At 43.0% G+C, this 20,623-nt stretch carries 19 protein-coding genes and 1 pseudogene; 10 read left to right on the top strand and 10 right to left on the bottom strand.

From position 1 onward, the window contains the following. Positions 1–324: 324 nt before the first annotated feature. The 4 genes from B9G53_RS15080 to B9G53_RS15065 form a co-directional block, all read right to left on the bottom strand. Complete coding sequence (locus tag B9G53_RS15080) at positions 325–1,827, bottom strand: bifunctional aminoglycoside phosphotransferase/ATP-binding protein (RefSeq protein WP_094533719.1); 1,503 nt, start codon at positions 1,825–1,827, stop codon at positions 325–327. A 62-nt stretch (positions 1,828–1,889) separates the two neighbouring features. Beyond that, positions 1,890–2,774 (bottom strand): DUF4436 family protein, encoded by an 885-nt coding sequence (locus B9G53_RS15075; RefSeq protein WP_094533717.1) that lies wholly within the window; start codon positions 2,772–2,774, stop codon positions 1,890–1,892. A 50-nt stretch (positions 2,775–2,824) separates the two neighbouring features. Then, a complete protein-coding gene (locus B9G53_RS15070; protein ID WP_254923666.1) occupies positions 2,825–3,688 on the bottom strand; it encodes a DUF3598 family protein in 864 nt (287 codons plus the stop codon). A 52-nt stretch (positions 3,689–3,740) separates the two neighbouring features. Beyond that, positions 3,741–5,921: an ATP-binding protein gene (locus B9G53_RS15065; RefSeq protein WP_094533713.1), complete on the bottom strand. Its 2,181-nt coding sequence runs from the start codon at positions 5,919–5,921 to the stop codon at positions 3,741–3,743. 395 nt (positions 5,922–6,316) lie between these two features. On the opposite strand from B9G53_RS15065, the gene B9G53_RS15060 reads away from it, so the two are divergent. Continuing rightward, entirely contained in the window at positions 6,317–6,814 is a 498-nt protein-coding gene (locus B9G53_RS15060) for a TIGR02652 family protein (RefSeq protein ID WP_094533711.1), read from the top strand. 322 nt (positions 6,815–7,136) lie between these two features. Here B9G53_RS15060 and ligA read toward each other — a convergent pair whose 3' ends face one another. Continuing rightward, positions 7,137–9,209: an NAD-dependent DNA ligase LigA gene (ligA, locus tag B9G53_RS15055; protein ID WP_094533709.1), complete on the bottom strand. Its 2,073-nt coding sequence runs from the start codon at positions 9,207–9,209 to the stop codon at positions 7,137–7,139. Between the two features lie 119 nt (positions 9,210–9,328). Here ligA and B9G53_RS28540 point away from each other — a divergent pair, with 119 nt between their 5' ends. Further along, complete coding sequence (locus tag B9G53_RS28540; RefSeq protein WP_254923667.1) at positions 9,329–9,427, top strand: DUF4277 domain-containing protein; 99 nt, start codon at positions 9,329–9,331, stop codon at positions 9,425–9,427. 40 nt (positions 9,428–9,467) lie between these two features. On the opposite strand, the pseudogene B9G53_RS28535 reads toward B9G53_RS28540, so the two are convergent. The 3 genes and pseudogenes from B9G53_RS28535 to aroH all read right to left on the bottom strand — a co-directional run. Beyond that, a pseudogene (locus B9G53_RS28535) lies at positions 9,468–9,596 on the bottom strand (YgiT-type zinc finger protein); the annotation flags it as partial. Positions 9,597–9,613: 17 nt separating this feature from the next. Then, positions 9,614–11,656, bottom strand: a complete 2,043-nt coding sequence (locus tag B9G53_RS15045; protein ID WP_094533705.1) for a tetratricopeptide repeat protein — start codon at positions 11,654–11,656, stop codon at positions 9,614–9,616. A 73-nt stretch (positions 11,657–11,729) separates the two neighbouring features. After that, positions 11,730–12,110 (bottom strand): chorismate mutase, encoded by a 381-nt coding sequence (aroH, locus tag B9G53_RS15040; RefSeq protein ID WP_094533703.1) that lies wholly within the window; start codon positions 12,108–12,110, stop codon positions 11,730–11,732. A gap of 128 nt (positions 12,111–12,238) precedes the next feature. Between aroH and B9G53_RS15035 the strand changes: the two genes are divergently transcribed. Continuing rightward, the gene (locus B9G53_RS15035) at positions 12,239–12,790 is read left to right on the top strand and encodes a hypothetical protein (RefSeq protein WP_094533701.1); all 552 of its coding nucleotides are present in this window, start codon (positions 12,239–12,241) and stop codon (positions 12,788–12,790) included. Between the two features lie 102 nt (positions 12,791–12,892). Here B9G53_RS15035 and B9G53_RS15030 read toward each other — a convergent pair whose 3' ends face one another. Next, positions 12,893–13,675, bottom strand: a complete 783-nt coding sequence (locus B9G53_RS15030; RefSeq protein WP_094533699.1) for an RNA methyltransferase — start codon at positions 13,673–13,675, stop codon at positions 12,893–12,895. 435 nt (positions 13,676–14,110) lie between these two features. Between B9G53_RS15030 and B9G53_RS15025 the strand changes: the two genes are divergently transcribed. Next, positions 14,111–14,509: a DUF4189 domain-containing protein gene (locus tag B9G53_RS15025; RefSeq protein WP_094533697.1), complete on the top strand. Its 399-nt coding sequence runs from the start codon at positions 14,111–14,113 to the stop codon at positions 14,507–14,509. A gap of 89 nt (positions 14,510–14,598) precedes the next feature. After that, positions 14,599–15,426: an A24 family peptidase gene (locus B9G53_RS15020; RefSeq protein ID WP_094533695.1), complete on the top strand. Its 828-nt coding sequence runs from the start codon at positions 14,599–14,601 to the stop codon at positions 15,424–15,426. A gap of 75 nt (positions 15,427–15,501) precedes the next feature. On the opposite strand, the gene B9G53_RS15015 is transcribed toward B9G53_RS15020, so the two are convergent. Further along, positions 15,502–16,413 carry a phosphatidate cytidylyltransferase gene (locus B9G53_RS15015; RefSeq protein ID WP_094533693.1) on the bottom strand — a complete coding sequence of 304 codons (912 nt, stop codon included), beginning with the start codon at positions 16,411–16,413 and terminating at the stop codon, positions 15,502–15,504. Between the two features lie 147 nt (positions 16,414–16,560). Between B9G53_RS15015 and B9G53_RS15010 the strand changes: the two genes are divergently transcribed. From B9G53_RS15010 to B9G53_RS14990, 5 genes are all read left to right on the top strand, one after another. After that, on the top strand, positions 16,561–17,049 hold the full coding sequence (locus B9G53_RS15010; RefSeq protein WP_094533691.1) for a J domain-containing protein: 489 nt from the start codon (positions 16,561–16,563) through the stop codon (positions 17,047–17,049). Between the two features lie 34 nt (positions 17,050–17,083). Next, positions 17,084–17,356, top strand: coding sequence for a DUF3143 domain-containing protein (locus B9G53_RS15005; protein WP_094533689.1), 273 nt, complete (start codon positions 17,084–17,086; stop codon positions 17,354–17,356). A gap of 138 nt (positions 17,357–17,494) precedes the next feature. Continuing rightward, a complete protein-coding gene (locus tag B9G53_RS15000; RefSeq protein ID WP_094533687.1) occupies positions 17,495–18,511 on the top strand; it encodes an aspartate-semialdehyde dehydrogenase in 1,017 nt (338 codons plus the stop codon). 71 nt (positions 18,512–18,582) lie between these two features. Further along, positions 18,583–19,476, top strand: coding sequence for a 4-hydroxy-tetrahydrodipicolinate synthase (gene dapA, locus B9G53_RS14995; protein ID WP_094533685.1), 894 nt, complete (start codon positions 18,583–18,585; stop codon positions 19,474–19,476). A gap of 214 nt (positions 19,477–19,690) precedes the next feature. Then, the coding region (locus tag B9G53_RS14990) for a ribonuclease J (RefSeq protein WP_141211792.1) at positions 19,691–20,623 on the top strand (933 nt) is incomplete at its 3' end.

The following is a 20,623-nucleotide window of genomic DNA, read 5'->3' as shown; positions in this document are numbered from 1 at the left end:
GACTCTATCTACAGTACGGGCTTGGTGTCCCTAGGGGCAGAACGAGTTTATCTCTGCTTTTGCTTTTTCGGATTGTAGTAAAGATTTTATCCTTTACTTTTCTTCCTAGATACAAGGGGCATAGCATTTGCGCCACAATTTTAAAATTATCACAGCAATCTCAATCCGCAAATGCTATGCCCTCTATGCTTTAACAGAAAAATTGTCCCTGCGTTGTAAGGTTTGGGCTTAGCATTCCCAAATCAAAATGATCTAAGAATTTTATAGATTGATTTGGGAATGCTAAGCCCCTACAGCATATACATTTTAATTGTGTAAACGTAACTAACTTTTCTTCACTAAGACCAATTCCTCAGTTGTGAAATCTTCAAAGGCATCTTGCTGACTGGCTAATAGCTCAACCGTCGCATCAGCGATGTCATTATTTGCCGCAGAGCGATCGCGTAAACGTTGCTCCAAAACTTCCACAGGTGCAGTGCAGTAAACAATTTCGACAGGAATATTTTGGGATTGGGCGGAAGCGATCGCTTGACCTCGTAGACTAATGTGATCGTACTTCGCATCGAGAATGACGGTGAAGCCTTTGCTGGCTAACAAAGCACCTAACTCCGCCAATCTGGTATAGGTTTTTGCAGTCATCTCTGGCGTGTAAATGTCATCACTACCACGCTCCATTAAGCCAATTCCTGCAATCTGCTTACGAATCGCATCTGATCGCAAATAAATGGCATCTTGCTCAGAGGCGATCGCTTTTGCCGTTGTGCTTTTGCCAGAGCCAGATACACCTGACATGATGATTAATTTGCCTTGCTTGGGTTGCGTATATTCCCACGCTAGTTTGTAATATGCTGAAGCTTCCGTTTGAGCATTCGCTTTCACATCCGCAGGAATATTCGGATCGTCGAGCAAGAAGGATGTCACCTTAGCGCGAATGTAAGCACGCATACTGCAATGGAGCGGTAACAGCACGGCTCCTTCATAATCACCTGTGCGCTCTAGATAGGTATTCAGAAAGATATTTGCAAGATCGCTTCTACCGCGAAATTGCAAATCCATTAATAGAAATGCAGCATCGTACAAGACATCACTATTACGGAATGGCTCATTAAATTCGATACAGTCAAAAATCTGGATTTGATCTTGATAGAGACAGATATTTTTTAAATGCACATCGCCATGACATTCGCGGACTTTGCCCTTAGCAATGCGATCGCTAAATAAATCAGCATTCTCTGCGAAGAACTTATCTGTATAGGCACGGGTTTGAGCAAGCTGCTCCTCAGTTTGAGCAATCCCAACGTACTTTTCAGTAGAAGCATAATTATCATTTGCAACCGCCCGAACTGCTTCCATTGTGCCGAAGCTATTAACATGATCATTGGTTAGTGCATTCTGATGGAATACTGCCAACTGTTCGCCAATCTGTTTCACATGGTCAACCGTCAGCCGTCCAGAAGCAAACATCTCAATGAGCAAATCCTCTTGCGAGAATTCTGGCATCGCGATCGCATATTCTACGGGCGTTCCTGTTCCAGTCTGATCAAAGTGATATTTCCCTTCTGTTTCAATAATCGGCAAAACTGAAAGATATAGGTCAGGAGCTAGACGACGGTTCAGCCGCAGTTCTTCTTCACAGAAATATTTGCGCTTTTCTAAGGTGGAGAAATCTAAGAAGCCAAAGTTCATTGGTTTCTTGACTTTGTAAGCATAGGAGCCTGTCAGCAGCACAAAGGAAATATGGGTTTGTAAAAGCTGGATGGGCTTCGTAACAGGATGCTCGTAGAACTCAGGCAAGAGCATTTGCTCAATGATTGGCGGTAATGACATAGTTAAATTGATAGTTGGGTTTGATTACTTCAAGGCTTGCAAAGCAAGCCTTGAAGATTTAGTTAGCTAGGCTTTTTATAGCGCGTTAGCCATGTGAAAAAGAGAATTGGCATTGATACGGCTACGAGCGACTCAGCCCAGAAAAATGAGAGAAAGTCTGACAAACCGCCAAGGGGAGGGACACTGGGCTGAAGGTTTCGCACCGCAGGCAGGGCAAATAACATACCTGCAATGAGAGTAAACATCCCAAATTCAATTGGACGAGGTTGCCAAACCACAATCATCGTCATCGTAAAAATCACCAAGCCGATCAACCACATCGCCACCATCAAGAAGATCGAGAACGACTTAGTGATGACTGATCGCGATACAGTGACTCTTAAGCCAATGTAGCTATCAGTGGACTCAAATTCAGCTTTGGGAATGTAATCAACATCAATGTTATAGCCAGAAATTGCTCCATAAAAATCAACTGACATAGGAATTTCTTCTTTCTCATCTTTAGGGTTAGTAAAAAAGAGATAGAAATCAGAGCTATGCACATCAAAAGGATAGTCACTAACCCGGCCATTAGCGATGGATAAAGAGCCAGTCACTGCGTCAGGAATACGATTTTTTTCAAGGGTAACTTCAGCTTTACCACTTTCGATCCCTGTAAAGAATTTGAGATCTTTAGTGAGGCGCTCATCTTTAGCATATGTGCCTTCAGGCTTCGGCACAAACCTAAGATTTATCTCGGATTTGATGGGATCAACTCCCATGAGACTAACCGCAACATTGATCCGATTTGGTGCTTGATCATCACCAAAGTTCAGATCTGCCGATCGCTGCGTGCGATCGTTTTGGTAAAAATAGAGTGCACCCGAAAATGCACCAATAAAAAGTGTCAGAAAAAGCAACATTATAACAATGCGCTTAATTAGAAGCTTGCGACTGGTGTCTGCCATATAATTTCGCATAGGAGAGTAATGATTTGCATAGCAAATCACTAATCAGACTACCCCACTTTGCGCTCAGTCACTAATGTCAGACTAGCCCATCCTCCTTTGTGATCATAAGCCCGAATTATGCGCTGGTGTAGGTTTGATTCTAGTAACCACGAAATAGATAGGCGAAATGGCTGACGGGTAGCGATCTCCACAGGACAAGTCATTGATGCACCATCTGGTAAAAACAAAGTTTGGATTGGCAAAGTATCCTGCTCAAAGTTAAGGATTTGGGGATTATGTGGATCAATCCTCGCAATCGAGGTAATCGTCCTTGTGCCAATTGGTGTTTGCATTTGTGGTGTTTGCATTTGTAAAGACATGATCACACGATCGCCTTCCTGTTTCCATTCAGTAACTGTCTGTATGACTTCTGGTTCTGGCCAATCGGCAGCGATCGTAATTGCTTCACCTTCCCATTTGCCTAACAAATCATTTAGGGTCAAGGCTGGACGTTCGGGTGTGGTGCTATTAGGTAAATGTTCACGAATGAAAGTAAGGCGATCAAGTTGGCTGGATTTGTCATAGAGAGTAACCAGACGCAAACGGCGATCGCCATAAATCAAGCCCAACTCTGCACCAAATTCTGTATAGGGTGCAAATTGCAACGCTCCTTGCGAAAAAGCACCATTCTCAAAAAAGGTAGTACTCCGATTGAGAGTGCGATATTCCAAAACTAAATCTTGTGGCTGACCGTCATAAAAACGACGCACAACCTGACGGACTGTTTGATTGTCTGCCTTAAGTTCCAGACTAGTTTCGCTGGGAATATCTTCTAATATTTCACCCTTTGTTGATAATCGCGTAAATGAACCTTGCCAACAGCCAAGGTTTTGCAGCAGACATTCCCATTGCGATCGCATAGTTTTTATCACAGCACTTTACGCTGAAGTATATCTCAAAGAGCTTAGCAGTGCCTCGTGCTGCTTATGCTCTTTGGGTTTGGTTTAAAGGAATCTCAATCGTAAATTCTGTACCTTTGCCCACTTCTGAACTAAAGGACAACTTACCACCATGATTTTCGGTAATAATCTGATAGGCGATCGATAGCCCTAAACCTGTACCTTTGCCCACAGGCTTAGTGGTGAAAAACAAATCAAACAAGCGATTGCGTAACTCGTCGGGAATGCCATTGCCATTGTCAGAAATTTTAATGACTAAGCGATCGCTTCTCTGCATATCCGTGATTTGTGTGTCATTGAGAATCTCCGTCTGAATCAAAATTTTAGAAACTTTGCCATCTTTCCTAGTCCATTGCGGTTTCTCATTTACGACCTGCCAAATTCCATTGGCTTGAGCATCTTCCTCAAGGGCATCGATCGCATTGGTCAGCAAATTCATAAACACCTGATTTAGCTGCCCTGCATAGCATTCCACTTCAGGTAGATTTGCGTAATTTTTTTCAATCTGAATCTCAGGACGATGTGGCGTAGCCTTGAGACGGCTTTGCAAAATCATCAAAGTGCTATCAATTCCCTCGTGGATATCGACAGATTTACATCCTTCTTCGTCACTGCGTGAAAATTTATTTAGTGATTGCACAATCTTTTGAATTCTTTCTGCACCAATCCGAATTGAACCGACTAACTTCACAAAATCACTAGCGAGAAAATCAATATCGATTTCTTCTAGCTTTATCTGCACTGCTTCAACGGGTTCTGGATAGTAAGCGCGGTACATTTCCACAAGACTTAATAACTCAGATGTATAGGTATCAGCATAGGAGAGATTCCCATAAATGAAATTCACAGGATTGTTAATTTCATGGGCTATGCCTGCTACTAGTTGCCCCAACCCTGACATTTTTTCAGCTTGAATCAATTGTGACTGTGTACTTTTTAGCTCTTGCAAAGCATGTTCGAGCTTTTCAGCTTGCAATCGATATTTTTCTTCGGAAGCACGAACTAGAGCCTCAGCCGCTAGCCTTTCGGTAATATCGCGTAAACTCCAAACCCGACCTGCGCAACTATCCAAAACATTTTGTGGTTGCGAATAACATTCGAGAGTTCTGCCATCATCTAACTCGACAATCTCAAAGCTATTCTGGTCACTACCGAGTCCCTTGCCAAAGTTCTGCAAATATTTTGCTGAGCTAATTCGCTTAGCTACATATTGGAGGATATGTGAGTCATCATGGGAACGAAAAATGCGATCGGGAATTCGCCACAGATCGACAAATTTTTGATTGCAGATAATAATATTGCCGATCGCATCTAGCACCAAAATACCATCGGCTGTGGCTTCAAGGGTCGCGCCAAGCGCCGCAAAACTTTTGTTGATTTCGGCTTCAGCGGCTTTGCGATCGCGGATGTTTGTACAAATATAAGTTGTGCCAATCACCTCGCCCGAAGGACTTTTGACTGGATTTACCCTTATGGAAATAGGGATACGCTGATGATCGAGATCGAGCATTTCCAGTTCACTTGTCCAAGTTCCACCACGCATCACCGCCGCATGGATCACCTTGGCAGTTTGCCTATCCGTAAATAGAGACTGCAAGTTCGATTTCTGTAGAGCCGATAGACTATAGGTAAATAGATCACTAAAGGCAAGATTGATATAAATCGGTTGTCCTGTTCCATCCGTAATGCAGATGGCATCATTGGCACTTTCAATCGCTGTGCCAATTTTTGTAAAAGCATCTTCAAGGTATTGACGTTCAGCGATTTCTTCGGCAAGCTGACTCTTCAGCAGTTCTGTCTGAGACTCAGCTAGAGCATGGCTAGAAACAATGATTCCACCTGCCGACCCATCATCGGTATACCAAGGTTGGACATCCCACTGAAAATTGTTTGCCGATTCACACCGAGCCGCAATCTCAATTTCTGCGGTGTAATGCATCTGCCCACCACTTAAGCATCGCTCTAGTCCACTTCTATGGGCGATCGCGATCGGCAATGATTCATAGAGATTTGTGCCAATTAGCTTCAGGCGCGGAATGCCCAGCATTTTGACCCAAGGTTGACTCACTAATATGTAATCTAGATTGCTATCAAACATAGCGATCGGGACGGGACAAAAATCAACGAACCACCGCAGATATTTTTCTGCGTGGTTTGCACGGCTTAAAACTGATCCCCACTGGGCTTTTGGGTTGGCTTTTGCCATCCTAACCTTACTTATTTGATGATTTTAAAACTTAACTTCAAGATTGTAACGGGTTGCAGATTTTTAGAGTGTGTTATCTGAACCATAAACAGTAATTCTTGTCCCAAAAAATAAAATTGCCAAGTACGGTAAGTTTTTTGCGATAAGAACCAATTTTTGTAGCGAAGCTTTGCCTCGCCACAAAAATTGGTTCTTTATTTTACTGTGCGCCCCTAAGTAGCTAAAACTGCTAAAGCTATAGTATGAGCATGTTAAGATCAACACTAATATCAAAACTAAAAATGGCATAGCCATTTTTAGTTTTGATAACCCTTACTGGGTTTGGTCGGTAATTCACAAAAGTGTTGTCCCACTTTCGTGAATTGGTATAAGGATCTAATCCATTTATATAAATCATGAGGATAGTCACCTCAGTGCAGCAATATCCGATTTTTGGTTCTGAAATTAAATGTCCCCATTGTCGGCAAGTTATTCCTGCCTTGATTTTGACTGACACCTATCTTTGTCCGCGTCATGGTGCTTTTGAAGTTCAGCCCAATTGCAAAGATCTAGTCCATCTGCAATCTGATCGCCAATGGCGGCTATGGAACGATGAATGGTATCGCCAGCATACTCATCCTGACGGGATTCGCTTTGAAATTCATGAAAGTATTGATCGGCTCTATACCCAAGGTTATCGAGCGATTAAAGTTACTATTGCTCTCCGCTACATGGATTTAGTTAAACCTTATCTTGAAAATACATCCATCATTTCTAATGTCCAAAGCTTGTATGGCTTAACCGTAGAATTTAGCCCTCCTGAAGATCAAGAACCACGTTGGGGCACTATCAACTTTGAATTAGACAAGGAATTGGGCGTACCTAAAGGTTATCCATATTTTCGTTCTTTCTAGATGGCGAGAGTCAGGAGTACTGTCTGCTTGCTTACTTTTCAGCAAATATAATACTTGCACTCTTTCTTTATCTGATGCTGTTGTTACGTGGAATGAAGCTTGCCATCCCCCTAGCCCCCTCTCCCAGAGAGAAGAGCCGTGCTATTTCAAGAAAGGTTAGGAGCAAACAGAAAACTATTTTGCCCATAATTTACCTGCAATCTTGTCTTTACTTTCTTAAAATCTCTCTAGCTCTTTCTTGAAATAGCACTGCCCTTAAAAAGGGGGATTGGGGGGATCTCTTAGGATTTTTGATGGCAGAAACTAATTCTTGAATAACTTCTTACGAGTTAATCAATTTTACTAACTCCTCTTCTGAAAGACATTGCACACCCAAAGATTTAGCTTTTTCTAACTTTGAGCCAGCTTCTGCGCCAACAACAAGATAATGCGTTTTTTTGCTAACAGAATCAGTAACTTTGCCGCCTACGGATTGAATTAGAGCCTTGGCTTCATCGCGTTTCAGAGTTGGCAATGTTCCTGTGACCACAAAGGTTTTACCTGCAATATTAGGATTTATGGCGATCGCCCGATCATCTTTCTTCTCGCCAACAAACTGCAACCCTGCTACTTGTAAACGCTGGATCAGATTCTGATTATCCTCTTGTCGAAACCATTCATAAATAGCTTGGGCAATTTCTTCACCTATACCAAAAATAGAAGCGATCACTTCAGGTGTAGACCTTGCTAATAATTCGACATTAGGAAAATTATCAGCAATATTTTGAGCATTGACGCTGCCCACATGTCTGATCCCTAAGCCGTACAGTACTCGCGCCCAAGGTTTGGTTTTTGATTGTGCGATCGCCGCAACGATCTTGTCAGCAGACTTCTGCCCCATGCGATCGAGGGTTTGTAAGCGATCGCTAGTTAAATCGTACAAATCAGCAACAGAAGTTACATGATTTTCAGTTACTAGTTGTCTGACTAATTTCTCGCCAATCCCATTAACATCCAAAGCATCACGGCTGACCCAATGCTCGATCGCGCCCCGCACGATTGCAGGACATTGGAGATTAATGCAACGGGTAGCCGCTTCATTCTCTGGTTTGAAGACGGGTTGACCGCACTCTGGGCAATGGATGGGCATCATAAACCGAGTTGCACCATTGGGACGCAATTCAGGCAGTACGCGCACCACTTCAGGAATAATCTCTCCTGCTTTCCGCACGATCGCCGTATCGCCAACATGCAAATCCAGTTCAGCGAGGCGATCGCTATTGTGCAGAGTTGCCCGCGCAACAGTTGTGCCAGCTAGCAATACGGGACGTAACTCGGCGACGGGTGTGAGAGTGCCTGTGCGCCCCACTTGCACGGTGACAGCTTCGATAATCGTCGGCATTTCTTCGGCGGGATACTTCCATGCGATCGCCCAACGTGGAGTTTTTTGCGTAAAGCCGAGTTGTTCCTGTTGCAAGAACGCATTTAGTTTCATCACCATGCCATCGGTCATATAGGGCAGCTTGTGCCGTTCCGTTGCCCAAAAATCATAATAGTCTTGTAGTTCCTGAATCGATTTGCAGAGTCGTTTATTCGGATTTACACGAAATCCTATTTGCTGTAAAAATTCGAGAGCTTGCCATTGAGAAGAAATATCAGGTAGATTTTGCGAACCATCCATTTCCCCAGTCCCTCTGGGAGAGGGACTGGGGAAATGGATGGTATAGGCAAAGAAATCAAGGCGGCGTTTGGCGACAATGCGCGAATCGAGTTGGCGTAAAGTACCTGCGGCGGCATTGCGAGGATTAGCAAATAGCGCCTCTCCCTGTTGCGATCGCTCTTGGTTAATCTCATCAAAAACGGCGATCGGCAAAAAAGCTTCCCCACGAATTTCTAAGCGATCAGGGGGATTGTCTAAATTTAATCGTAAGGGAATGGAACGGATAGTTTTAATATTTGGGGTGATGTCCTCGCCTGATGTGCCATCGCCTCTCGTTGCGCCACGCACTAGTACACCATGCTCATAGGTTAAGGCGATCGCCGATCCATCAATTTTTAATTCACAAACACTATCTAGAAATTCTTGTCGCTCTAGTCCTTTTTGGCAACGCTCTTGCCAAGTGTTCACGTCATTGGAAGTAAACGCATTTTCTAAACTATAAAGCGGAATGTGATGCTGAACTGATACAAACTGAGTAGTTGGTTTTTCGCCTACTCTCTGAGTAGGACTATCGGGAGTGATTAGCTGTGGATATTGAGTTTCAAGTTTTTGTAATTCCTGATAAAATGCATCATAAACTGAATCCTCTATTGTAGGAGTATCAAGGGCATAGTATTCATAACTAGCGCGTTGCAGTAGTTTGCGTAATTCTAGTAATCTTGCTTGAATTTCAAGATTTGAAGAGATTTCAGTCACAATATTGCTGTATTACAAAAATTGATATGCTTAATTATATAACCCACATTCCGATCTCCAAAGAAGATCAAAATAATTAGAATAGAAAAAAAACTAAGGTTAGGAAAGAGGAGGGAGATATGAGTAGCGAGATAACATTGCAAAACCTAGACCATCTGGGAATCGTAGCAGGAATAATCGATGAGATCGGTGGAGAGTCCAATGTAAACGTTGTTTGATAACTCTAATAGCCTCAGAGGTTTCACAGCTAAAAATCTCTTCTTCACAGCGAGAACAAACTGTAGCAGGAATATTTTCAACAAGATAAAACTTATCACCAATTTCAAAAAACTCATTGACATATTCAACATGGCATTCAATTGAACTACAAACATGACACTTAAACATCAGTTGTTTTTTGATTGTTACTCAAATTGTGGCATTTCGAGAGCAACTGGTGCAAACTCTAGTTGAACTGCGGCTTGGCGGACTTTGGCAGCGAAGGCGAGCGGATCGAGGTCGAATTGCTCGAATAGTTCCCGTCCTCGTAAACAGCGTAATTCAGGATTTTCAGCAGCACCACTGACTACCCACAATACAAAATCCTTGTTGCTACGGGCATTTTCAATCTCGATCGCCGAAATTGCAAAGGAATCGCGATCGCTGGTAAAGCTCTTAATTACTACTGCTTCGCAAAGATCATCTTTGGTGCATTCAAGATCGTAGCCGACTTGGGACTTATCCACCGATCGCACTAGCCATCCGTCACGCATATACTGAGCCATCACCGAGATCATGGCTAGTTTTTCCGCAGTGCTGGGATCTTCTATGGAGAAAGGTATTGGTTTTTCGACAACTTTCTCGACAACACGATCTACAAATTTCTCAACTACGCGATCGACTACCTTCTCGACTTCAACTAATTTCTCCACCTCGACTATTTTTTCGACTTCTACAATCTTCTCGACCTCCACAATCTTTTCCACTTCCACAACCTTTTCCACAATCTTTTCAACTTCTACAATCTTTTCGATCGCTTCAGTCAAATCAGATATGGCAGATTCCGCATTAGAAATAGCGACTTCATTAGAAATTGGTTCCGTCGCCATAATCAGTCTGCTAGTTTCTTCATCCTTATCATCATCATTACTATCAGTACTCGTAGACATAGCTAGGGGAACTTCAGCAATAATTTCGGGCGGATTATCTACAACAACATTAGTGTCAGTTTCAGAAGCGCTGATCGCATAGCTACTTCTTGGTCTAGCCTTAGGCAGAGAATCAATTGCGAGAGTTTCCAACAACTCCTTGGCTTTTTTTGCCTTTTCAGGTTTACCCTGAGTTTGATAAAGGACGATCGCTTTACGGAAATCGTCACCAGCAAGGGTTTCATCGGCAACGTCAGGTTGAGAATAAGCTAAACCACGATAGTAATAGGCATCGACATTGCTAGGCTGTAGCTCGATCGCGTGGCTAAAATCGCGAATTGCTTCAGGAAATTCTTTAAGAATGTAGTGCGAGCGTCCCCGTCGGAACGCTGCCAAATCTCGATCAGGACTTATCTCAAGGGTTTTGCTGTAACAAGCGATCGCCTGTTCGTAGCTCTTAAGCTTGAAATAGGTATTGCCTAGAGAAAAGTGAGCATCGGCATAGTTGGGATCAATGGCGATCGCCGCTTGAAAATCCGCCATCGCTTGCTGAAACTGTCCCAGCAAGAAATTAATTTCACCCCGCTTGTAATAGGCAAGCCTCGCCTTATCGGGACGCATGGAAATAGCCTTGCCATAGTCTCCCACCGCTTTGGCATATTCCCGCAAACTCACATGGGCATCCCCTAGCCCCAAATATGCCTTAATAAAATTAGGATTGAGTTTTAGTGCTTGCCGAAATGACTCCAACGCATCTTGAGGGAAACCCTGCTGAATATCCTCTAACCCCCAACGGTAATACACATCAACCAAACTAATGCCCTTGCCAGCCCGAAACGCTTTTTGAGTTTGACGTTCCCACTCACGCTCAAGCATTCGCACATACTCTTCACGAAATACACCTGCGTCACTCTGTGGCTCGAGGGGCATTCCTTGAAAATGTGGTAGCTGGCGCAAATAGTCAGTTCTGAGTGGCTCATCAAAGCTAACACAGGCATCCCAAGCCACCCATATCCGAAAATTATTAGCCTGTGAGTCAATGTCGTAGGCTTCGCTCAGTTCCCGATAACGAGCCGATCGCAGTTTGAGTTGATATTCACGATCCGCAGGAACTACAGTTCCCGAAGCAAAATAGCCCTGATTGGCACTACCGATTCGCTTAAAGTAAGCGCGATCGCCTACCTTAAGCGTTTGAATGTTGCCGCAGTTCCACGTAACGATATACTGCTCCCCCTCAGAGATATCGGCGATCGCTTCACGAATAAAATCGCGAATCTCTGGTTCAGTCTGTTCGTTACACAGAAAAATTCTTGTGACCATAGGGCTATTATCTTACGTTTGAACTGATTGTATCTAGAAAATAGAGGGAGTGCTTGGCACTCCCTCTATTTTCTCAAATTTGAGCGTAAACGAGATCGGGACGCAAATCACGTGCGCCATTTAAATAAATATGTTTAATTTGGTGCTGTTCAAGCGGTGTATTTACGTGAATTAATACTCTGATACAGCGCTCTAAACTACCCTCAACATACATTTGCTGCACATCTAAAAGCGGGACATTTTCCCATTGTGATCGCGATCGGGCGATTTTGGCAGGAAATACCACATCAATATCTGTTGTTGCCGAAAAAGTAGCACTTACTATTTCGCGCGGATCAATATCATTTTGTGCCTCGATCTCCTCCATAAGCTCTAGCACAGCCCTCTCTAGGGCTTCGTATGTATTTGCCTCAACTGTTGTTGCACCACGAACGCCACGTACACGCCAACCCACGTTTTACACCATCCGTACTGTATGTAAGTGTTTTTGATGTTTAATCATATCCATCATTTATCAGATTACCCCTAAAAAACAATGTTAAGTTAATTGCGATCGCCTAAAACATAAAATCCCTAGTGAATATGATCAATGTTTTTAAAGTTTCGCCACTGATTCGGATTACTTTATTACTGTTATATATTGCTCTTACTGCTCCTCTACCCTTTTTGAGCAACTTTACCCATGCTAATATTCCTGCCTCATGGTTAAGTATTGGCTTAGTAATTGGGTTTGTGTTTTTGTATGGGGCGCTTAACGATCGCGTGATTCTTGATGATCAAGGGATTAGTTTGGTTTACCCACAATGGTTCCCAAAATTTTTTCGTAGGGGATGGTCATTGTCTTGGCAAGATATCAAGGCTCTCAAACCAAGAATTACTGGTCAGGGTGGCCTTGTTTATTATTTTGTCAGCAAGGACTCTGAGCAAGCTTATTTATTACCAATGCGGGTAGTCGGCTTTACGCAATTAGTCAAACAGGTTGAAGAACGTACAGGAATTGATACGAGAGATGTACGCCCTCTGGCTCAGCCTTGGATGTATCTGATTTTGCTGGTGTTTACGTTGTTATTGTTGTTGATGGATAGCTGGACAATATATACAGCGCTAACTTTACAGCGTTTTGCGCTTTCTTAAAACCCAAATAAATTTTCAAAGAGCGTGCGAAGCACGCTCTTTGAAAATTTATTTGTATAAATAAAATGAGGCGCACGCTGAGCGTGCGCCTCATTTTATGTTTTAGCGTCGTTGACGTTTTGCTTCGTAGAGCAGTAATGCTGCACAAATAGCCACATTTAAGGACTCAACGCGATCGCTTTGAGGAATTGATACCGCTTCATCGGCAAGTTCAATTAATTCTGGTGATAGTCCATTCCCCTCATTACCCAACAAAATCAAAGTCGGTTGCGTAAAGTCATAGTCCCAATAGGTTTTAGGCGCATTAGCTAATGTAGCAATTACTTTTATTCCTTGAGACTGCAATTTGCGAATATCCTCTGCGATATCTATAGATGTTTGCATCGCACAGCGAAACCATTGCCCTGCGGTAGCCCGAATAATTTTGGGATTAGTCAAATCCACACTGTCACTACTCACCAACATGCCGTCAATCCCCACAGCAACCGCCGATCGCACGATCGCCCCAATATTTCCGGGATCTTGAATTGTTTCTAGGGCTAAACCTAAGCTATGGATTTGGGCAATTTCGCGAGATGGCAATAGGGCAGCCGCGATCGCTCCGTCAGGATTTTTGGTAGTGGCGATCGCTTGAAGTACTTCTTCGGAGACAATTTCTAATCTTTCGATTTCCTCAGACCCTGCTATCTGTTCATACAAATCAGGGTTCACTGCGATCCATTTTTCGGTACAGCAGACTATTGAAAGCGGATAAGCTGTAGTGATCGCCTCTGTCAGGGCATGAGTTCCTTCTACTAAAAATAGTCCTTGTTCTTTCCGATCTTTAGTATTCTCACCAAGCGATCGCAGTTGCTTGACTAGTGGATTTTTGGTACTGGTGAGCAATTGCTAATTCCTAGGATAACTATTCTTTCGTTCACATTTTAATATAGCCGTCACCATAAAGTCCAAAATCAGCAACTCTCCCAGCATCGTTTTTATCTATAGCAAAGCAAGTTTTGCTTAGGACATAAAACCCAAGGAGGGAGTTGCGGCGCTTCGTGCCGCAACTCCCTCCTTGGGTTTTGTTTTGTACTAGTGAACTCTTTTTTGATCTATAGCAAATAAACCTCAAGTAATTCTCAATAAACCCACAAAAGTAGTGCTTATTGAGAATTACTTGAGGTTTAAAAATGGCTAAAATGCTTTCTATATAAAAGTTTTGTGATTTTCAGCTTTGTTCTGAGGCGTTACAAATATACTAACGGGTTAAGCAAAATATAATTTGCGGGGTAACATACAAAATATAGGGTTTCAACAATAGTCTAAAGAGGATTGAATATGTCTAAAAAATTCTGGAATTCTTTAGCGATCGCGGCTGCCGTGATAATTCCGACAATTTCTGCGGGAGCATTAGAAGCTGTAGCACAAAATAGCTATGGAGCGATCGCCCGCTCTCCTTCAACTCAAGATAAAGGCTATTCTTGGAATTATCGAACTCGAGCTGCTGCGGAAAATCGAGCTTTGAGTGAATGTGAAAGTAGCTCTGCCCCAGGAGATTGTGAGGTGATGGTGTGGACTCGTAATGCTTGTATGTCGATCGCTGAAGGTAGCAATGGTGCAGCAGGAACAGCTTGGTCAACTAGTAGCAGGCAAGCGGAAGCCACTGCTCGTAAAGTTTGTCGCGATTATGATGGCATAGATTGTACGGTAACACGCACGATATGTTTACCTAGATAAGCCCCAATGAATCAATAATAAATAAAATGAGCCAAGCATTGCTTGGCTCATTTTATTTATTATTGATTTAACAAACTTTTCTTAATTCTTTGCTATTAATTGAATCTCTTTTTTTGCAATGTTTAGCGATTGTTCTCGGAGCCTGTATTGGTAGCTTCTTAAACGTGGTAATTTATCGCGTTCCAGCAGGCTTATCAATTTTACATCCGCCTTCGCGTTGTCCCCATTGTCTACGTCAACTTGCGTCCCGCGATAATATTCCGATTATTGGCTGGTTTTTGATTAAAGGAAAATGTCGTTATTGTCATACACCTGTGTCATGGCGCTATCCTGCGATCGAAGCGCTAACTGCTTTTCTGTTTTGGTGTGTGGCTGTATATTTTGGAACCTCAATACCAATCCTGATTTTGTGTTTTTACGCCACGTTTCTCAGTTGGTTGTTAGCTCTTGCCATGATTGACATTGACACAATGACATTGCCCAATTCCTTAACGCAATCAGGTTTGGTATTAGGTTTAATTTATCAAATTAGTTTAGCTTCGATGAAGAGCGGCGATCGCGTCGCTTTTCCCACAATATTACTATTTGGTATCGGCGGAGCTGTCTTAGGTATATGGCTTTTAGACATTATGCGAATTGCGGGTAGAGTCTTCCTACAAAAAGAAGCAATGGGTGGTGGTGATCCAAAACTTGCGGCGATGATTGGTATGTGGTTAGGTTGGCAAAATGTTTTGCTGACGATTTTGATTGCTTCGGCGATCGGTACTCTTGTTGGGGTGTTCGCTATATTTACTAAAGATTTAGGTAAACAACAGCCAATTCCCTTCGGTCCTTTTTTAGCCTTGGGCGGCGCGATTTCACTGTTTTTTGGTAAGTCAATTCTTTCAACTTATCTAGCTTGGTTTGGGCTAGCTTAAGCTCAAACCCAAGAAAGCGGCGTTATGCGCCGTCTTCTTGGGTTTGAGCTTAAGCAATAGGCAGCAAAAAAATGATCAAGAAGCTTTATGGACAAGGGGCAAAATCAAAGTCAGGAAGTAATACACCAAAGGCGCAGTAAACACATAGCTATCAGCACGATCGAGAATGCCACCATGCCCCGGCATGATCTGACCTGAATCTTTGACCCCAGCATCACGTTTCATCATTGATTCAGTAAGATCACCAAGTAACCCCGCAATCCCGATCAATAAGCCTAGAATTCCACCTAGCAGCCACCATTCAGCCCAGCCCAGACTAAACGCCCAGATAATTGCCGTTATACAGCAGCACAGTAAACCTGCGATCGCCCCTTCTACGGTTTTCTTGGGGCTAATATCCGAAAGTCTGGTGCGCCCAAACACTTTGCCAAATATATAAGCGCCCACATCGGAAGCCCAAATACAGCAAAAAGCCATCACTACATAAACTGCCCCAGAGGATACGGGAAAAGTGATTTTCAGCCACGAAAGCTGATCGAGATTGCGTAATTGATTAAAGAAATCAAACTGGTGCAGGCGATCGCTGACTTCAAAGATTGTGCTATCGCCGATCCCTCTAATCCTCACCCAAAAGCTAGGTAAGTAACCACCATAAAACAATCCCAATATTGATGCGGAAATATCAGAAATTGTGGCAATGCGTGACTGAAACAACAGATAAAAACAAATAAATGTTCCTGCGATCGGGATTACTGCATCAGCAAGATCAACCCTTACTTGTGAAACGATCAGCAATGCTAAACTGACAAAGATCGTGATCTTGCTGGCTGGGACAATTTCCTTGGCTCGTACCAATGCAAAATATTCCATCTCACCAAAAACCACCAGCAATGCAAATGCGGCGGTGAACGCCCATCCACCTAGGGCGATCGCCGCTAGTACGAGGGGAATAACTAATAAAGCACTGATAATGCGAGTCCAAGGCATGAAAATAGCACAACTGAGAAGGTGGACAATTATGAAACCGATTTTAGGTTTTTTAGCGCCGAAGGCGCTAAAAAACCTAAAATCGGTTTCATAATGAAAATTGCTGTTGCTTGTAGGCTTTGTCAGTAGATTATATCTGTAAGTGCTATGTCTAAAACCTATTACGCCATCCTCGGTATCACTCCTTGGGCAAGTGAAATCGATATTCGTCGAGCCTATCGCGATCTTAGCAAGCTCTATCATCCTGATACGACCCAATTGCCTAAAGATGATGCAGTGGAAAATTTTCGCCAAATTAACGAAGCCTATGCCACGCTTAGTAATGCTGAGCGCCGCAGTGCCTACGATCGCCGTATTCAGTTTTCCCGATTTCAGTACGCAACCTTTGATAATGGTGTAAAATCCCAAAATCAAACACCCAAAAACCTCCAAACAGCAGATGATGATGGTTTACCTACTGAGCGTCCATTATCTGGTGGTGAACTATTTTCACTCTTGTTAATTGGTGCTACGCTAGTTGCTTGTTTAGTGTTAGTTGTTTTAGTCGCCCTACTAAGAGGCGATCGCCTTTTACCTGAAGCGATCGCACCTATATCAGCTTTTTGGATATCAGCTTTTTGGACTTACTTCCCATAACAATTCTTTGACAATTCCTATAAACTCGTCTGCTATGGCGCTTCCCTCTCCTACAACACCACTCTATAATCATCCCTTGCCTGCGCTGGAAGCATGGCTAGACGAGCAGGGATGTTACCAAGATCAGTCAAATCCTAATGTCTGGCGCGTTACGCGATCGTCATGGCAAGCAGAAATCGTGATGGATGTTGAAGATATCCGTGTCCGCTATATTCAAGATGCCTATGGTGGCAAAGAAATTCAACGCGCATTTCCCTATTCCCTCAGTCGCCAAGATGTCGAAGATGCAATTTTTACTGGGCCATAGCCAAAAAAATTAGCAATATTCTGAAAGTTTGTTAATATGTAATCTAGCAAGACATAAATGACGAAACTATACATAAGTCACTTCATCGTCTTAGCAAAAGTTTTCCACCTAATTTGATGTTTTTATTTTGGAGGTTCATTGAGTAGGAAATATAACGTTGCCATTCTTGGAGCAACAGGCGCAGTTGGTACAGAGCTTCTGGCTTTGCTAGCAGAAAGAAATTTTCCTTTAGGTAAGTTGAAGGTTTTGGCTTCAGAGCGATCGGCGGGTAAGCCGATTTCCTTTGCTGGCCAAGATTTAATTATTGAGGCTGTTACTGAGTCATCTTTTGACAATGTAGATATTGTGCTTGCTTCCGCAGGTGGGAGCATTTCTAAGAAATGGTTACCGATCGCCACTAAGGCAGGAGCTATTTCCATTGATAACTCCAGTGCTTTTCGGATGCATCCTGATGTACCGCTAGTTGTGCCAGAGGTCAATCCTGAAGCGGCGGCTCAGCACAAAGGCATCATCGCCAATCCTAACTGCACGACCATTTTGATGACCGTAGCCATATATCCTCTCCATCAGGTGCAACCAATCCAGCGTATCGTCGTCTCCACTTATCAGTCAGCAAGTGGGGCAGGTGCGAGAGCAATGGAAGAAGTGAAAGTGCAATCTCAAGCAATGCTCAATGGTGAGCCTGCTATACCTGAGATCCTGCCCTATCCGCTTGCGTTTAATCTGTTTCCCCACAATTCACCGATGACAGAAAATTCCTATTGCGAGGAAGAGATGAAAATGGTGAATGAAACTCGCAAGATTATTGGCGATCACGATATTCGGATCACGGCTACCTGTGTACGGGTTCCCGTATTGCGAGCGCATTCTGAAGCGATTAATCTAGAGTTTGCTCATCCCTTTAATCCAGACAAAGCTAGAGAAATTCTAGCTACAGCGGCTGGAGTAGAGTTGGTAGAGGACTTTACGAAAAATTATTTCCCAATGCCGATTGATGCTAGCGGTAAGGATGATGTATTGGTAGGGCGAATTCGTCAAGATATCTCTCACCCTAATGGTTTGGAATTATGGATATGCGGTGATCAAATTCGGAAAGGGGCTGCCTTAAATGCAGTCCAGATCGCCGAACTAGTGATTGCTAAGTCTCTCATCTAAGTCCAATAAACAGTGCGAAGTACTATTTGGCTAGCAAAATTTGGTTGGCAAGCTTCTATTTATGAGTATCTATGAGTGAAATCGATTTCGGACGTTTACTAACGGCAATGATTACTCCTTTCGATAGAGAAGGGAATGTCGATTATGCGAAAGCAGAACAGCTTGCCGTTCATTTGGTCGAGACGGGGACTGATACGATTGTCGTATGTGGTACGACAGGCGAATCGCCAACCCTGAGTTGGGATGAGGAATATAAATTGTTTTCGGTGTTACAGCAGGCGATCGCTGGTAAAGCGAAAATCATGGCAGGTACAGGATCAAATTCCACTTCTGAAGCGATCGAGGCTACTCAAAAAGCCGCACATCTCGGATTAGATGGTACACTGCAAGTAACACCGTATTACAACAAGCCTCCGCAAGAAGGTTTATATCAACATTTTCGAGCGATCGCCGAAGCTGCACCAGAGCTTCCGATTCTTCTCTATAATGTTCCTAGTCGCACAGGTTGCAAACTAGAACCTGAGACTGTTGCTAAACTGGCTGAAATCCCTAGTATTATTGGGATTAAAGAAGCAACAGGTGATTTAGATCAAGCTAGTCAAATTCGCGCCCTCACACCAGCCGATTTTGCGATCTATTCAGGTGATGACTCTCTCACATTGCCATTAATGGCTGTGGGTGCAAAGGGAGTGGTTAGCGTTGCCTCCCATCTAGTTGGCAAGCAACTTCAAACAATGATGCAATCCTTTGCCGCAGGCAAAGTTCAAGAAGCATTGCAAATCCATATTCAACTTTTTCCTTTGTTTAAAGCTTTATTTTTAACTAGTAATCCAATCCCTCTCAAGTTAGCTCTGCGCTTATTGGGATTAGATACAGGCGTAGTGCGATCGCCTCTAGTTGCTGGTAATGACGAACTTGAAGCAAAGCTCAAAGTTGTATTAAAAAAAGTTGGAATTCTTTCCTAGTAAAGCCTGACAACTTCAAATCTAGAGACATAGAGTTTTATTACTTCTGATAATTATGAACTTGGGGGGGAATACACCTTTTTAGTCATTCTATCTAAGTACTTATAAACGCAGAGTTTAGCTTCACCCATTAAATTGAATCACCTTGAGTATTCAGAATATTCAATTTTTACCTTTTTACCTTTTACTTTTTTCTTTACATTAGAGATAACCTATGACTACATCTAACGCACCAGCACTCAAAATTATTGCCCTCGGCGGACTCCATGAAATTGGCAAAAATACATGGGTATTTGAATATAACGACGAAATCATGCTCCTTGATGGGGGCTTGTCTTTCCCTGACAACATGATGCCAGGAGTAAACGTCGTATTGCCTGATATGACTTATTTACGCGAAAACAAACATAAGATCAAAGGCATGATCGTCACCCACGGTCACGAAGATCATATCGGTGCAATTTCATTCCATTTGAAGCAATTTGAAATTCCTGTTATTTATGGTCCTCGTTTAGCAATGGCTCTGCTCGAAGACAAACTTCGCGAAGCAGGTGTCCTAAATCGTACCGAACTCCGCCGTGTCATGCCCCGCGATATTGTTCGTGTTGGTACTAACTTCTTTGTGGAATTCATTCGTAATACTCACTCAATCGCTGACAGTTTCTCGATCGCGATCAATACACCTGCGGGGATGGTTATTCACTCTGGTGACTTCAAAATTGACCATACTCCTGTTGATGGTGAATTCTTCGATCTTGCTCGTCTTGCAGAACATGGCGAAAAAGGCGTATTGGCTTTGATTAGTGACTCGACTAATGCGGAACGCCCTGGAATTACGCCTTCGGAAAGGGCTGTATATCCTAACCTTGAGAAATACATCATGATGGCAAAAGGTCGGGTGATTATCACCACTTTTGCATCTTCTGTTCATCGTGTGAACATGATTTTGGATATTGCTGATAAGCAAGGGCGCGTGGTTGGCGTAGTTGGCAGATCAATGCTGAACGTCATTGCCCATGCGCGTAATCTTGGTTACATTAAGTGCCGCGATGATCTGTTCCAACCTTTACAAAATCTACGTCATTATCGTGATGATCAAATTCTAATTTTGACTACTGGTTCTCAAGGTGGGCCAATGTCAGCATTG

Origin of the sequence: Pseudanabaena sp. SR411 (genome assembly GCF_002251945.1) — a bacterium.
GTDB lineage: Bacteria > Cyanobacteriota > Cyanobacteriia > Pseudanabaenales > Pseudanabaenaceae > Pseudanabaena.
The sequence above is the reverse complement of the archived record's forward strand: the minus strand, read 5'-3'. Positions and strand labels throughout refer to the sequence as shown.